General features: G+C 73.8%; 13 protein-coding genes. All 13 read left to right on the top strand.

Going from position 1 to position 15,009, the window contains the following annotated elements; genetic code table 11:
* Positions 1 to 113: 113 nt before the first annotated feature.
* Entirely contained in the window at positions 114 to 551 is a 438-nt protein-coding gene (locus tag VF746_08745) for a division/cell wall cluster transcriptional repressor MraZ (protein ID HEX8692492.1), read from the top strand.
* A 29-nt stretch (positions 552 to 580) separates the two neighbouring features.
* The gene (locus tag VF746_08740) at positions 581 to 769 is read left to right on the top strand and encodes a hypothetical protein (protein ID HEX8692491.1); all 189 of its coding nucleotides are present in this window, start codon (positions 581 to 583) and stop codon (positions 767 to 769) included.
* The gene (gene rsmH / locus VF746_08735; protein ID HEX8692490.1) at positions 766 to 1,707 is read left to right on the top strand and encodes a 16S rRNA (cytosine(1402)-N(4))-methyltransferase RsmH; all 942 of its coding nucleotides are present in this window, start codon (positions 766 to 768) and stop codon (positions 1,705 to 1,707) included. Before VF746_08740 ends, rsmH begins: the two co-directional genes overlap by 4 nt.
* Positions 1,704 to 2,081 (top strand): hypothetical protein, encoded by a 378-nt coding sequence (locus VF746_08730; protein ID HEX8692489.1) that lies wholly within the window; start codon positions 1,704 to 1,706, stop codon positions 2,079 to 2,081. The genes rsmH and VF746_08730 overlap by 4 nt, the downstream gene beginning before the upstream one ends.
* Entirely contained in the window at positions 2,078 to 4,075 is a 1,998-nt protein-coding gene (locus VF746_08725; GenBank protein ID HEX8692488.1) for a penicillin-binding protein, read from the top strand. Before VF746_08730 ends, VF746_08725 begins: the two co-directional genes overlap by 4 nt.
* Positions 4,072 to 5,598 (top strand): UDP-N-acetylmuramoyl-L-alanyl-D-glutamate--2,6-diaminopimelate ligase, encoded by a 1,527-nt coding sequence (locus tag VF746_08720; protein HEX8692487.1) that lies wholly within the window; start codon positions 4,072 to 4,074, stop codon positions 5,596 to 5,598. Before VF746_08725 ends, VF746_08720 begins: the two co-directional genes overlap by 4 nt.
* Positions 5,595 to 7,043, top strand: coding sequence for a UDP-N-acetylmuramoyl-tripeptide--D-alanyl-D-alanine ligase (gene murF, locus VF746_08715; GenBank protein ID HEX8692486.1), 1,449 nt, complete (start codon positions 5,595 to 5,597; stop codon positions 7,041 to 7,043). Before VF746_08720 ends, murF begins: the two co-directional genes overlap by 4 nt.
* A gap of 1 nt (position 7,044) precedes the next feature.
* Positions 7,045 to 8,166: a phospho-N-acetylmuramoyl-pentapeptide-transferase gene (gene mraY / locus VF746_08710; protein ID HEX8692485.1), complete on the top strand. Its 1,122-nt coding sequence runs from the start codon at positions 7,045 to 7,047 to the stop codon at positions 8,164 to 8,166.
* Positions 8,167 to 8,658: 492 nt separating this feature from the next.
* Entirely contained in the window at positions 8,659 to 10,035 is a 1,377-nt protein-coding gene (gene murD / locus VF746_08705; protein HEX8692484.1) for a UDP-N-acetylmuramoyl-L-alanine--D-glutamate ligase, read from the top strand.
* On the top strand, positions 10,032 to 11,261 hold the full coding sequence (gene ftsW / locus VF746_08700; protein HEX8692483.1) for a putative lipid II flippase FtsW: 1,230 nt from the start codon (positions 10,032 to 10,034) through the stop codon (positions 11,259 to 11,261). Before murD ends, ftsW begins: the two co-directional genes overlap by 4 nt.
* Complete coding sequence (locus VF746_08695) at positions 11,261 to 12,388, top strand: UDP-N-acetylglucosamine--N-acetylmuramyl-(pentapeptide) pyrophosphoryl-undecaprenol N-acetylglucosamine transferase (GenBank protein ID HEX8692482.1); 1,128 nt, start codon at positions 11,261 to 11,263, stop codon at positions 12,386 to 12,388. Before ftsW ends, VF746_08695 begins: the two co-directional genes overlap by 1 nt.
* 457 nt (positions 12,389 to 12,845) lie before the next feature.
* Complete coding sequence (gene murC, locus VF746_08690; protein ID HEX8692481.1) at positions 12,846 to 14,261, top strand: UDP-N-acetylmuramate--L-alanine ligase; 1,416 nt, start codon at positions 12,846 to 12,848, stop codon at positions 14,259 to 14,261.
* Complete coding sequence (locus VF746_08685; protein HEX8692480.1) at positions 14,261 to 14,998, top strand: FtsQ-type POTRA domain-containing protein; 738 nt, start codon at positions 14,261 to 14,263, stop codon at positions 14,996 to 14,998. Before murC ends, VF746_08685 begins: the two co-directional genes overlap by 1 nt.
* The last annotated feature ends 11 nt before the right edge of the window (positions 14,999 to 15,009 follow it).

Below are 15,009 nucleotides of genomic sequence, written 5' to 3'. Positions count from 1 at the left end.
GGCGTATCTTCTCCTTGACGCGCCTGCACACGGTGTTAGCTTGTGGCACGTGGTGGGGGAAAATGGGGAGAAATGGGGAACAGGGGAGACACCGGCCACAGGCACGGCAATGGATGGTTGGGTACCTCGGGCGGTACGAGCACCAGATCGACGAGAAGGGTCGGCTGAGCCTGCCCGCGCCGTTCCGGAAGGAGAACCCGGAGCAGACGCTGGTGCTGGTGCACGTATTCCCCAACGCCCTCACCCTCTATCCCGAGAAGAGCTGGGCCCCGGTGGAGCAGCGCCTGCGCGAGCTGATGCGCCTGCAGCCCTCCGCCCGCCCGTGGGTGCTGTCGGTGACCTCCAACGCGATGGAAGTGGTCCCCGACAAGCAGGGGAGGATCCTGGTCCCCCAGCGCCTGCAGGAGGCGGTGGGGATCACCGGCCCCACGCTGGTCGTGGGCGTCATGGACCGCATCGAGCTGTGGAGCCCCGACCGCTTCGCCGCCACCGTGCCCGAGCCCGGACCCGGTCCCGACGCGGAGCAGTTCACGCACCAGATCTTCGGCTGACCCGCGGCAACCCCGGCAGTGGAGGCGCCATGTTCCACCGGCCCAGCCCCGTCCCGTCCACCGGCAGGCCCGTCCCCTGCGCCCTCGACCGGCACTTCGGGCCGTTCGAGACCCTCCCCGAGCTGAAGGGGTGGCTGGGGACCGACTGGTACAACTGCCGCGCCTGCCGCAGCACCATCACCCACGCCACGCTCCTCTCGCAGAAGAGCGCGGCGTGAGCGAGGAGTACGCCTCCGCCTACCACGCACCGGTGATGGTGGAGGAGGTGATGGAGCTGCTGAGGCCCGAGCGCGGCGGGACCTTCCTGGACGGCACGCTCGGCGGCGGCGGCCACGCCGAGGCGCTGCTCACGCGCGGGCCCGGCGCCCGGCTGATCGGCGTCGACCGCGACCCCGACGCCCTGGCCGAGGCAGGGCGCAGGCTGCAGCGCTTCGGGGAGCGGGTGAGGCTGGTCGCCGCGACCTACGCCGATGCGGTCGACGCGGCGGGGATCGCGGAGGGGTCGCTGGACGGGGTGCTGCTGGACCTGGGGATCAGCTCGCACCAGATCGACGAGGCAGAGCGCGGGTTCACCTTCCGCGCCGGGGCGCCGCTGGACATGCGGATGGGGCAGGCGAGCGCCGGGGAGCCGAGCGCGGCCGACCTGCTCAACACGCTCGACGAGGAGGAGCTGGCCGACGTCTTCTGGCGCTACGGCGAGGAGAAGAAGTCGCGCAGGCTGGCGAGAGTCGTGGTGGAGATGCGCGAGGAAGCCCCTTTCGAGACGAGCGACCGGCTCGTCGAGGCGATCCGCCGGGCGCTGGGCCCCCGGACGGACGCGGGCGACAACGCGCGCATCTTCCAGGCGCTGCGCATCGCCGTGAACCGCGAGATCGAGCAGCTGGAGACGGCGCTGCCGCGCTACCGCGACGCGCTGGCGCCGGGCGGCGTGTTCGCGGTGCTGGCGTACCACTCGCTCGAAGACCGGCTGGTGAAGAACGCGTTCCGCGACTGGAGCCGCGCCTGCACCTGCCCCCCGGGGCTCCCCGTCTGCCGGTGCGGCGGGGTGGCGCTGGGGGAGACCCTCACGCGCAAGCCCGTCTCGGCGTCGGACGAGGAAGTCCGGCGCAACGTCCGCGCGCGGAGCGCGCGGCTGCGCGGGTGGAGGCGGGCGTGAGCGCCGCGCGGCAGCCCAGGCGCGAGCAGCCGCAGGCGGTGCGCGAGGCGCGGCGGGCGCGGCGCCGGTCGACGCTCCTGCGCCTGGCCTGGGCGGCGGGGCTGGTGCTGGCGCTGGGGTTCGTGGTCTGGCGGCAGACGGTGGGGCACGACCGCATGGCCGAGCTGGAGAAGCTGCGCGAGGAGATCGCCGTGGCCGAGGCCGAGAGGGGGGAGCTGGTGATGCGCATCCTGTCGCTCTCGCGCCGCGAGCGGATCGTCCGCTACGCCCGCGAGCGGCTGGGGATGCACGTGGCCCGCGACGACGAGATCGTCCTCCTCCCCGTCCCCGCCGCGGCCGCGCGCGCCGACTCCGCCGCGGGAGACGACTCGTGAGCACGCCGCCGCGCCCCCGCCCCGAGCTGGCGAGCGACGAGCGGATCGCCGCCCGGCGCAAGCTGCTGGCGGCCTCCGTGGCGCTCGCGGCCGTGCTGATCGTCGGCCGGGCGGTGCAGCTGCAGGGGTTCGAGGGGGCGAAGTGGCGGGCCGAGGCCGACCGGCAGCAGCAGACGCGCGTGCCGCTCCCGGCGCGCCGCGGCGCCATCTACGACCGCGACGGGGTGCCGCTGGCGCTCACCCGCGAGACCTTCGCCGTCTCCGTGGCGCCGAACGAGATCCGCGACCGCGACCAGGCCGTCGAGCGGATGGCGGAGGCGCTGAAGATCTCCCGCGCCGCCGCGCGGCGAGCGACCAATCCGCGGCGGAAGTGGGTGGTCCTCCCGGGGCGCTTCACCGTGGAGCAGCGCCGCGCGCTGGGCGACCTGCGCGGCTTCCACGTCGAGCGCAAGCTGGAGCGCTTCTACCCGCAGGGCGCGGTGGGCCGCGAGGTGCTGGGCGGCGTCTCGGGCGACGGGCGGGCGCTGGGCGGGATCGAGCAGGCGCTGGACGGGTCGCTCCGCGGCGAGGACGGCTTCTCGGTGCTGCGCCGCGACGCGAAGGGGCGGAAGGAGGCCTCGCTCTCCCTCCCCGCCGTGCAGCCGCGCGACGGGCGCGACGTGGTGCTCACGCTCGACTTCGACCTGCAGGAGATCGCCGACGCCGCGCTGGCCGAGGCGATCCGCAACACGAGCGCGTCCGGCGGCGACCTGCTCCTGGCGGATCCGCGCACGGGGGAGATCCTGGCGGCGGTGTCGAAGCGCGCCGGCGGAGTCCGGGGACTCGGCGCCTTCATCGAGCCGTACGAGCCGGGGTCGACGCTCAAGCCCTTCTTCGTCGCCAGCCTGCTGGCCGCGCGCAGGGCGACCCTGAACGACCGCGTCTACGCCGAGGCCGGGGAGTGGAAGACGCCGCAGGGGCGGGTGATCCGGGACGTGCACGCGTACGAGTGGCTCTCCCTGCGCGACGGGCTGCGCGTCTCCAGCAACATCGCCATGGCGAAGCTCGTCTCCCGCATCCCCGCGGGCGAGCAGTGGTCGTACCTGCGCGACTTCGGCTTCGGCACTCCCACGGGGGTCGAGTACCCGGCCGAGGCGTCGGGCCGCCTCTCGCGGCCGGACCGCTGGTCGGAGCTCACGCCGGCCTCCCTGGCGATGGGCTACGAGGTGTCGGTGACGCCGCTGCAGCTCACCCTGGCGTACGGCGCCCTGGCCAACGGCGGCACGCTGATGGAGCCCCGCCTGGTGCGCGAGGTCCGCGAGGCCGGCGCCGTGGTGGAGCGCCGCGAGCCGCGTCGCCTCCGCCGCGTGGTCCCGGCCGAGGTGGCGGGGGCGATCTCCCAGGTGCTGGTCTCGGTGGTGGAGGACGGGACGGCCACGCGCGCCTCGCTGTCGACCTTCGAGGTGGCGGGGAAGACGGGGACGGCGCGGCGCACGGGCGCGAACGGGCGCTACGAGGCGGGCGCGTACAACTCCACCTTCGTCGGCTTCTTCCCCGCGCGCGACCCGCAGCTGGTGATCTACGTGAAGCTCGACCGGCCGCGGGGCGACTACTACGGCGGCCTGACCGCCGCGCCGGTGACCCGCGAGGCGCTGCAGGCGATCCTGGCCGCGCGCTCGCCGGGGCTGGACCGCCGCGCCCTCCTGGCCGCCCGCGCGAAGGGGCAGCCGGCGCCCGCGCCGGACCGGCACCACGACGGTCCCGCGCTCACGGGGCGGGAGGGGACGTACGTCTTCCTCTCCAACCGCGTCCCGCCGGAAGAGCGCGGGGCCGCGGGCCCGGTGCCGGTCCCCGACCTCGCGGGGCTGACGATGCGCGACGCCGCCCGGCGGCTGCACGCGCTCGGCTTCCGGGTCCGCGTGCAGGGCTCCGGCGCGGTGCGGGCGACGCGCCCCGCGGCGGGGGCGCTCCGCCCGCGCGGCGACACGCTGACGGTAGTGGGAGGGGGCGCGTGAGCGCGCGCACGGTGACGCTCGGCCGCATCGAGGCCCGCCTGGAGCGCGAGGGGCTGCTGGCGCCCGGCGCGCGCCTCCCCGAGCCCGTGGCCGCCGCCCGCGTGCACGACGTGGCCACCGACTCGCGCCAGGTGGGCACGGGCGACCTCTTCTGCGCCTACGCGGGGACGGGCTCCGACAGCCACCGCTACCTGCGCGACGTGGCGCTGAAGGGCGCCGCCGCAGCCACGGTGGAGCGCGCGGACCGGGGCCTCACGCTCCCGCAGATCGAGGTCACCTACGGACGCCTGGCCGCGGCGCACGCGGCGGCCGAGGTCTACGGCGACCCGTGGAACGAGCTCGTGCTGGTCGGCGTGACGGGGACGAACGGGAAGACCACCAGCGCGGCGATCCTGCGCCATCTCCTGGGCCTGCGCGGGCCCGCGGGGTCGATCGGGACGCTGGGGGCGGTGGACCAGGCGGGGCGCGTGATCCCCGGCACCGAGGGGCTCACCACGCCGGGGCCGGTGGAGGCGGCGCGCTGGATCCGCCGCTTCGCCGACGCGGGGGTGCAGGCGCTGGCGATGGAGGTCTCGTCGCACGCGCTGCACCAGCAGCGGATGGCGGCGGCGCGCTTCGACGCGGCGCTCTTCACCAACCTCACGCGGGACCATCTCGACTACCATCGCACGATGGAGGAGTACCGGGCCGCGAAGCTCAAGCTTGCGGAGCTGCTCAAGCCCGACGGGGCGGCGATCCTGAATGCGGACGATCCGGCATGGAGCGGTGTGGGGGCACTAATCCAGGGTAGGCGCCGGGTCGTCCGCTTCGGGATCCACACCCCCGCGGACGTGAGAGCAGGCGAGGTGCGCGTCGGTCCGGGCGGGATGGAGTGGGAGCTGGAGACGCCGGACGGGTCCGCCCCCGTCCGGCTTCCGCTCTTCGGCACGTACAACGTGGCCAACGCGCTGGGGTGCGCGGCGGTGCTCTGGAGCCTGGGGTGGACCCCGGACCAGGTCGCCGCGGGGCTGGGGACGCTGCCGCAGGTCCCCGGCCGCCTGGAGCGCGTCTCCGGCCCGCCGGCCTCCGCCACGGTGCTGATCGACTACGCGCACACGCCCGACGCGCTGGAGCGGGCGCTGCAGGCGCTTCGCCCCCTGGTGCGCGGCCGCCTCTGGGTCCTTTTCGGCGCCGGCGGCGACCGCGACCCGGGGAAGCGGCCGGAGATGGGGAGGATCGCCGCGGAGAACGCGGACGTGGCCGTGGTGACCTCCGACAACCCGCGGACGGAGGACCCGGAAGCCATCATCGACGACATCGAGCGCGGCATGGGAAGTGCACCCCGCCTGCGCTTCCCCGACCGCCGCGAGGCCATCCGCCACGCACTCCTGAACGCCTCCGAGGACGACCTGGTGCTCCTCGCGGGGAAGGGCCACGAGACGTACCAGATCGTGGGCCTGGAGAAGCGTCCGTTCGACGAGCGGGAGGTGGTCCGCGAGGTCCTGTTGGAGCGAAGCGAGTCGATGAGCGGAGGTGTGGCTTGAGCGGTTTCCGCTGGACGGCGGGCGAGGTGGAGCGGGCGCTGGAGACGGGCCCCGGCGAGGGCGGCGACATCGGGTTCGCGGAGGTCTCGACCGACACGCGGAAGATCGCGCCGGGCGCGCTGTTCGTGGCGCTGCAGGGGGCGAACTTCGACGGGCACGACTACCTGGCGCGGGCGGCGGAGGCGGGCGCCACGGGCGCCGTCGTCTCCCGCATTCCGCACGGCGCTCCGGCACTCCGCTACTTCGTGGTCGAGAACACTTTGCATGCGCTCGGCAAACTGGGACGCCACCGTCGCCGCGCGCTCGCCGGAAAGGTCGTCGCGGTCGCGGGGAGCAACGGGAAGACGACCACCAAGGACCTGCTCCGCGCGGCGCTCTCCTCGACGCTCCGGGTGCACGCCACCGCGGCCAACCTGAACAACCAGGTCGGCGCGCCGCAGACGCTCCTGGCCGCGCCGGACGACGCGGAAGTGGTGGTGGTCGAGGTGGGGACCAACGAGCCGGGGGAGATCGCCATCCTGGGCGCCATCGTGGAGCCCGACCTGGCGCTCATCACCTCCATCGGCGAGGAGCACCTGGAGGGCCTGGGCTCCGTCGAGGGCGTGCTGGAGGAGGAGATCGCCATCCTCCGCCACGTCCGCGGCGGCGGCCCCGCGCTGGTCGCCGACGAGCCGGCCGAGCTGCCGGAGCGCGCGCGGGAGATCGTCGGCGCGCCGCGGCTCAGGATCGCCGGCTTCGGGGAGGAAGCCGACCTGCGGCCGGACGGCGGGAGCGAGGGGATCGAGGTGCTGCCGAAGGGCGCCAGCCGCTGGGGCTTCCGGGGGACGCGGATCGACCTCCCCCTGCCGGGCCGCCACAACGTGCGCAACGCGCTGCTGGCGCTCGGCGTCGCCGCGGAGCTGGGGGTGCCGCTGGAGGACGCGGCGCGGGGGATCGCCGCCATGCCGGTGCCGAAGATGAGGAGCGAGTGGCGGCGCGTGGGGACGCTGGGCGTGCTGGCGGACTGCTACAACGCCAATCCCCCGAGCACCCTGGCCGCCGTCGACCTCCTGGCGTCCGTCCCCGCCACGGGCGAGAAGGTGGCCGTGGTGGGGACGATGCGGGAGCTGGGCGCGCACGCCGAGGCGCTGCACCGCAGCGTCGCCGCGACCATCGCGGCGAAGGTGGGGGAGGGGATCGACCGCGTGGTGGCCACGGGCGACTTCGTCCCCGCGTTCGCCGAGCACGAGGGCCGGCTGGGGGAGCGGCTGATCGCCGCGGACGACCCGCTGGCGGCGTACGAGCGGCTGCGGCCGGTGCTGAGGGGCGACGAGACGATCCTGCTCAAGGGCTCGCGCGGCGTGGCCCTGGAGCGGCTGATCCCGCTGCTGGAGCGCGACTTCGCCGGGGCGGCGGAGAGCGGATCGTCGGACGACGCGATGTCCACCGCGAGCGCGGGGGCCTAGGGTGCTCTACTGGATCGCCATCCGCTTCGCGGAAGACAACATCCTCTTCAACATCTTCCGCTACCAGACCTTCCGGGCGGCGGGGGCGGTGGTGACCGCCTTCGTGGTGGCGTTCTGGTTCGGGCCCGACATCATCTCGCGGCTCCGCATGCTGAAGGTGGGGCAGGTGGTGCGCACCGAGGGCCCGCAGACGCACCTGGGCAAGAGCGGCACGCCGACGATGGGCGGCGTCATCATCGTGCTGGCCACGGTGATCCCCACCCTGCTCTGGGCGAGGCTCGACAACCCGAACACCGTCACGGCCGTGGTCGTCCTCGGCTGGCTGGGGTTCCTGGGCTTCATGGACGACTACCTGAAGATCGCGCGCAAGAAGACCGAGGGCTTGCGGGGGCGGTACAAGATCATCGGGCAGGCGGGGATCGGGCTGCTGGTGGGGCTGGCGCTGGTGTTCGTCCCCTGGTTCGACATCGGTATCCCCACGCGCCCCGAGGCGTGGACGCAGATCCCGTTCTTCAAGTCGGTGCACCTGGAGTTCTGGTGGCCGCTGTACGTGCTGTTCGTGGCCTTCATCATCGTGGGGTGCTCGAACGCGGTGAACCTGACCGACGGGCTGGACGGGCTGGCGGCGGGGCTGTCGAGCATCGCGGCGGTGACCTTCGGCGTGTTCGCGTACCTGCTGGGGCGGGTGGACGCGGCCAACTACCTGAACCTGTTCTACATCCCCGGCGCGGGCGAGCTGACCATCTTCTGCGTGGCGCTCGCCGGGGGGTGCATGGGGTTCCTGTGGTTCAACGCGCACCCGGCTGAGGTGTTCATGGGCGACACCGGGTCGCTGGCCATCGGCGGGGTGCTGGGGGCCATCGCGGTGCTGCTGAGGGCGGAGTTCCTGCTGGCGATCGTGGGCTTCGTGTTCGTGGCCGAGGCGCTCTCGGTCATGCTGCAGACGGTCTACTACAAGTGGACCAAGCGGAAGTACGGCTCGGGCCGGCGCATCTTCCGCATGGCCCCGCTGCACCACCACTTCGAGCAGATCGGCTGGCACGAGAGCAAGGTGATCATCCGCTTCTGGATCATGGGGATCATGTGCGCGCTCGTCGCCTTCGCCACGCTGAAGATCCGGTAAGAACGGCGGGGGACGGGGGACAGCGGGATTTCCGCCCGTCCCGGCGGACTCTGGTGTGGCGGCGGCGTGGGATGCCCCCTCCCCGGCCCTCCCCCGCTGCGCGGGAGAGGGAGAACAAAGCGCAGGGCAGGCTTCGGCTCGCCACGCGAACGCCCGCCGCATTTCGAGTGCGGTGCCTTACCAGCGGGAAAAAGGGCTGTCATTCCGAGGGAGCCGCTGCGCTGAACTGCGGAATGCACCAGGGCCGGGCGGCGACCGAGGAATCTACTCAGCGTAGCACGTGGGCAGTCGCGACGGACGGACCTCGCTCGCGGGCGGAGTAGATTCCTCGGGAGCGTCCGACCAGCGGCGCGGCGGTGAGTACGGCGCGGACGCTCCCTCGGAATGACAGACCGGGGGGAGCAGGTTCAAGGACTGGGCACTGGGCACTGGGCACTGGGGACTCGGCACTTCGCACCTCGCACTTCGCACTTCGCACTCAGGCGGAGGACCATGGGCGCTTCCCTGAGGGGACAGACGATCGGCGTCCTGGGGCTGGCCCGCAGCGGGCTGGCCGCGGCGCGGCTCGCGCTCTCGCGCGGGGCGCGCGTCTACGCGAGCGACGCCTACGACACCCCGCAGACCCGCCGCGCGGCCGAGCAGATCAACGCCATGGGCGGCCTGGCCGAGACCGGGCGGCACGACCTGGGGAAGCTGGCGAAGTGCAGCCGCATCGTCCTCTCCCCCGGCATCCCGCCCACCGCGGCGGTGCTGCGCGCCCCCGAGATCGCCCACGTGGAGGTGGTCCCCGAGATCGAGTTCGCCTTCGGGCTGCTGGAGTGCCCCGTGGTCGCCATCACCGGGACCAACGGGAAGACGACGGTGACCTCGCTCATCGGCCACCTCCTGCACGAGCACGGCGAGGACGCGGCCGTGGGCGGCAACATCGGCACCGCGCTCTCGGAGCTGGTGATGCGCGAGCCGCAGCCGAGGGTGGCCGTGGTCGAGACCAGCTCGTTCCAGCTGGGCGGGATCCGCGAGTTCAACCCGCGCATCGGGGTGCTCACCAACCTGGCGCCCGACCACCTGGACTGGTACGCCTCGGTCGACGACTACTACGCCGACAAGGCGCACCTCTTCCGCAACGCCACCGGCGAGAGCCGCTGGGTGCTGAACGGCGAGGACGAGAAGGCCCGCGCGCTCCCCGGCGACGCGCCGGGGACGCGCTACTACTTCCGCGTGCAGTCGCCGCTCCGCGACTGGGAGCTGGGCGGCTACTACTCGTACGACGGCTGGCTGGTGCTCAGGATGGAGCCGGGGAAGGACGAGCCCGTGGTGCGCGCCGAGGAGCTGAGGATCCTGGGCCCGCACAACGTGGCCAACGCGCTCGCCGCTGGAATCGCCGCGCGGCTGGCCGGGGCGGGCGTGGAGTCGATCGCCCGGGGGCTGAAGACCTTCGAGGCGCCGCCGCACCGGCTGCAGCCGGTGACGGAGCGGGACGGCGTGCTCTGGATCAACGACTCCAAGGCGACCAACATCGCCTCGACGCGCGTGGCGGTGAAGAGCATGACGAGGCCCACGGTGCTCCTGCTGGGCGGGCGCCACAAGGGCGAGCCGTACACGGAGCTGCTCCCGGACCTGAACGGACAGGTGAAGACGATCATCGCCTACGGCGAGGCAGCGCCGGTCATCGCGAGCGACCTGGCGGGGAAGGCGCGCGTGGAGCGCGTGGACGGGCCGTTCGAGGCCGTGGTCCGCCGCGCCCGCGAGCTGGCCGAGCCGGGCGACGCCGTGCTCCTTTCCCCCGCCTGCTCCAGCTTCGACATGTTCGCCAACTACGAAGAACGGGGCGAGCGCTTCGCCCGGCTGGCCACGGGAGGCGCCGCGTGAACGTGGTCGCCCTGGTCCGCCGCCGGCCCGCCGGGGGAGCCGTCGCGCTCCAGCCCGTGGTCCCGCCGCGCGCCCGCCGCGCGAAGCCCGCCGCCGCCGTCGACGCCGCGCACGCGGAGCCGTGGGAGGCGAGGGCGCTCGTCGCGCTCACGCTCGTGGCCTTCTGCTTCGGGCTGCTGGAGATGTACAGCGCCAGCAGCTTCATGGCGCGCTCCGCGGGGCTCCCCGGCCACCACTTCGCCGCCAAGCAGCTGGTCGCGGCGGCGCTGGGCGTGGTCGGCGCCGCGGTGCTCTCGCGGATCGACTACCGCCGCTTCCGCCTCTGGGCGTGGCCGATGCTGGTGGGCGTGATCCTGATGCTGATCGTGGTGATCCTCCCGGGGACGGAGTCGATCGCGCCGCGCATCAACGGAGGGCGGCGCTGGCTGGACCTGGGGATCGGCGTCAGCATCCAGCCCTCGGAGCTGGCCAAGATCGCGGTGATGATCTGGACGGCGGCGCTGGCGGTGAAGAAGGCCGACCGGCTGCACTCGCTCAGCAAGGGGCTGCTTCCCTTCCTGGTGATGTGGCTGTTCGTCGTCCTGCTCGTGTTCCTCGAGCCGAACCTGTCCGCCGCGCTGCTGATCATGCTGCTGGCGTCGCTCGTCCTCTTCGCGGGGGGCGCGCGGATCGGGCACTTCATCTTCTTCGGCCTCCTGGCGGTGCCGGTGCTGTGGAGCCAGATCGCGGGCGCGGGCTACCGGATGCGGCGCATCATCGCCTTCCTGGACCCGGCGGCGGACCCGGACGGCGTGAGCTACCAGATCTACCAGTCGCTGATCGCCGTCGGCTCGGGGGGGCTGGGCGGCGTGGGCTTCGGCGAGAGCCGGCAGAAGTACGGCTTCCTCCCCGAGGCGCACAACGACTTCCTCTTCTCGATGATCGCCGAGGAGTGGGGGCTCTTCGGCATCCTGCTGGTGGTGGGGATCTTCGGCGGCTTCCTGTGGGCGGGGTACCGCATCGCCGCGCGCGCGCCGGACCGCTTCGGCTACCTGGTGGCGATCGGGATGACGAACATGATCGCCGTCTCCGCCTTCCTGCACATGGGCGTGGCGCTCTCGCTCCTGCCCACCACGGGCGTGGCGCTGCCGTTCATGAGCTACGGCGGGAGCGCGCTGATGGCCCAGTTCGCCGCCGTGGGCATCCTGCTGAGCGTCGCCCGCTCCGCGCGCAAGGAGCCGGCCTGATGCCGCCGCGCGTCCTCTTCGCCGGCGGCGGCACGGGCGGGCACCTCTACCCGGCGCTGAACCTGGGCGAGGCGATCCGGCGGGCCGACCCCGCGGCGGAGGTCTTCTTCGTCGGCGCCGAGCGGGGGGTGGAGGCGCGCGTCTTCCCCGAGAAGGGCGTCCCGCATCGGCTGCTGCCGCTGGAGCCGATCCGCCGCGCCCAGCCGCTGCAGAACTGGCGGCTGCTCCCGTCGCTGGTCCACTCCTTCGGCGGACTGCGGGGAATCTTCCGCGAGTTCAGGCCGAACCTCGTCGTCGGGACGGGCGGCTACGCCAGCGGGCCCGCGGTGGCCTGGGCGCTGATGCGCGGCGTCCCCGCGGCGGTGCAGGAGCAGAACTCGTATCCCGGCTTCGTCACCCGCAAGGTCGCGGGCCGGGTGCGGCAGCTCCACCTCGCCTTCCCCGAGGCGCGGCGGTACCTGAAGCCGGGGAAGCGCACGGAAGTCTTCGAATACGGGAACCCGATCAATCCTCCCGACTTCTCGGTGGACCGATCGGCCGCTCGCGCGCGGTTCGGGCTGGGTGGCGGGACGGTGTGCCTGGTGGTGGGCGGAAGCCAGGGCGCGCGGGCGGTCAACGAAGCGCTGCTGTCGGACGTGCGGGGCGTGGCCGAGGGACGGCTGGAGGCGCCGCCGCCGGGGTTCGAGATCCTGTGGGCGACGGGCCCGGCGAACTTCGACGCGATCTCGGCCAAGCTGGGGGAGGTGGGTCGTCCGGAGTGGGTGAAGGCGCACCCGTACATCCAGGACATGCCCGGCGCGCTGGCCTCGGCCGACTTCGCCGTGTCGCGCGCGGGGGCGATGGCGCTGGCCGAGCTGTGCGCCTGGGGCGTCCCGGCGGTCCTCGTCCCGCTGCCGACGGCGGCCGCCAACCACCAGCACCACAACGCGCTGGCGCTGTCCGAGGCCGGGGCGGCGCTGATGGTGGAGGAGAAGGACCTGGCCCCCGGCCGCCTCTGGGGCGACGTCCTCTCGCTGGCCGCCGCCCCCGCGCGCCGCGCGGAGATCGCCGCGAAGGCCCGCGAGCGCGGCCGCCCCGATGCTGCCGACCGGATCGCGGCGGAGTTGCTGCGGCTGGTGAAGCCCTGAGGCGGTATCGTCCCCACACCACCACCCCCAACGCTGTCATCCTGAGGGCGCCGCGCTGGGCCCGCGTCAACACGAAAGCCGGGGCGCCCGAAAGGATCTATGGGCAGCGTTGCGACGAAGCCAGCTTCCGCGGAAGGCGACCCATAGATCCTTCGGTCGCCGCCGGGCGGTGGTGCCGGGGCAGGGGCGGCGCAGCGGCTCCCTCAGGATGACAGCGTGGTTGGGTGGCGGGACCGGGTGCGTGCAAAAAGCAGGTGGCCTGGAGACCGTGTACGAAGCGGCTCCCTCGGGATGACTCCGCGTTGTTGGCGGGTCCCGTGTGCACACCAAGCACTTAGGACCGGGACTTGCGACCGGGACCGCAGGATTTAGCCTTCCCGCGAGCGGCGGCACACAACCCGTTGTGGTCTGCCGAAAAACGAGAAGGTGGATTTCGAGACGGCGAGACGATACATTCGTGAGCGAATTCGACCTGGTGGAGCTGGCCCGGCAGGGCCCGGTGCACTTCGTGGGCATCGGCGGGGCGGGGATGGCCCCGCTGGCCGAGATGCTCCTGCTGGCCGGCGGGCGGGTGACGGGGTGCGACGCGCACCCGAACCACGCTTCGCAACTGCTGGCCGAGCGGGGCGCCGAAGTGGCGCAGGGGCACGACCCGGCGCACGTGGCCGGGTGCGTGGCGGTGGTGATGACGGCGGCGGTGCCCGACTACCACCCCGAGATCGCGGCGGCGCGCGCGCGCGGCATCCCGGTGCTCAAGCGGGCGAAGGCGCTGGGCGCCATCGTCGACCACGGGACGGTGGTCGGCATCGCGGGAACCCACGGGAAGACCACGACCACGACGCTCGCCACCACCGTGCTGGCCGCCGCCGGGATGGACCCCACCGGCTTCGTGGGCGCCCGCGTCCCCGCCTGGGGGGGCAACCTCCACCGCGGCGGCGACCGGCTCTACGTGGTCGAGGCCGACGAGTACGACCGCTCGTTCCACCAGCTGCGCCCCACCATCGCCGTCGTGACCACCCTGGAGGCCGACCACCTGGACGTGTACGGGTCGCTGGAAGCCGTCGAGGAGGCGTTCCTCGTCTACGCCGAGTCCACCCCCGACGAGGGGATGGTGGCCTGCTGCGCCGACGACCACGGCGCCGCCCGGCTCGCCAACCGCCTGCGCGGCGGCCCCGAGCGCGTGCTGACCTACGGCCTCGCCGCCGGGTCGATGCTGCGCGCCGAGGACGTGGACCTGGCGGGCGGCGGCTCGCGCTTCACCGTGCGCGAGCGGGGGAAGGCGCTCGGCCGGGCGCGGCTGGGCGCCCCCGGCCTGCACAACGTCCGCAACGCGCTGGCGGCCGTCGCCGTGGCCCGCCGCCTCGGCGCGGAGTGGGGCGAGATCGAGCGCGGGCTGGCCGAGTTCGGCGGGGTGGACCGGCGCTTCGAGCGGCTGGGCGAGGCGGGCGGCGTGCTCTTCGTGGACGACTACGCGCACCACCCGACCGAGGTCGAGGCGACGCTCGGCGCCGCGCGCGCCGCGCACCCCGACCGGCGGCTGGTGCTCGTCTTCCAGCCGCACCTGTACTCGCGGACGCGCGACTTCGCGCCCGAGTTCGCGCGGGCGCTGGCGTGGGCCGACGTGCTCTTCCTCACCGGCGTCTACGCGGCGCGCGAGCAGCCGATCCCCGGCGTCACCGGCGAGCTGATCGCCGGCCCGGCGCGCGCGGCCGGCGCCGACGTGCGCTACGTTCCCGACCGCGCCGACGTGGTGGAGGCCGTGGCCGCCGAGCTGCGCCCGGGGGACCTGTGCGTCACCATGGGCGCCGGCAACCTGGACGAGGCCGCGCGCGAGCTGATGGAGCTGTTCTCCCGCTCGCCCTCGGTGGTGTGATGCGGATGCGCCCCCGCCGCCTCGCCCTCGCCGCCCTGGCCCTGGCCGCGGCCTCGTCGCCCTTCTGGGCGCCGCCGCTGCTGCGGAAGGTCGGCTGGTTCGCGGCGCGGCGCGTGGAGGTCTCGGGGACGCGGCTCCTGGCGCCGCACGAGGTCCTCGCCGCGTCGGGCGTGCAGGTGGGCGCCAACGTGTGGACCGACCCGGCCGCGTGGGAGGCGGCGCTCCGGCGCCACCCGGTGATCGCCGGGGCGAAGGTGACGCGGAGGCTCCCGCACACGCTGCGCATCCGCGTGGTGGAGAAGACGCCCGCCGCCTTCGTGCAGGCCGGCACGCTGCGCCCCGCCACCGCCGACGGCGAGGTGCTCCCGGTGGACCCCGCGCGCTCCGCCGTCGACCTCCCGCTGCTGGCGGCGCGGGTGAAGGCGGACGGGCGGCGCAGGATCGCGGACGAGGGCGCGCGCGCGGCCCTGGCGGAAGCGGCGCGGCTGGCGGCGCTGGACCCGGCGCTCATGGCCCGCGTCTCCGAGCTTCGCCCGCTCCCCCGCGGCGACCTGCGCTTCACGCTGGGGAAGGCGGACGTGCTGCTGCGCCCCGGCATCGGCGAGCCCGGCCTGGTGCGCCTGCGCGCCGCCCTGGACGACGTCGAGCGCCGTGCGCGGTCCGACACGCTGCAAGTGGGCAGGACCGTGATCGACGCCCGCTTCGAAGACCAGGTCGTCGTCCGCCACGAGAGCTGAGGAAGCGATGA

Source organism: Longimicrobium sp., assembly GCA_036389795.1.
In the GTDB taxonomy this organism is placed as follows: domain Bacteria; phylum Gemmatimonadota; class Gemmatimonadetes; order Longimicrobiales; family Longimicrobiaceae; genus Longimicrobium.
Note: the sequence above shows the minus strand (reverse complement) of the source record. Positions and strands in the feature narration are given on the sequence as shown.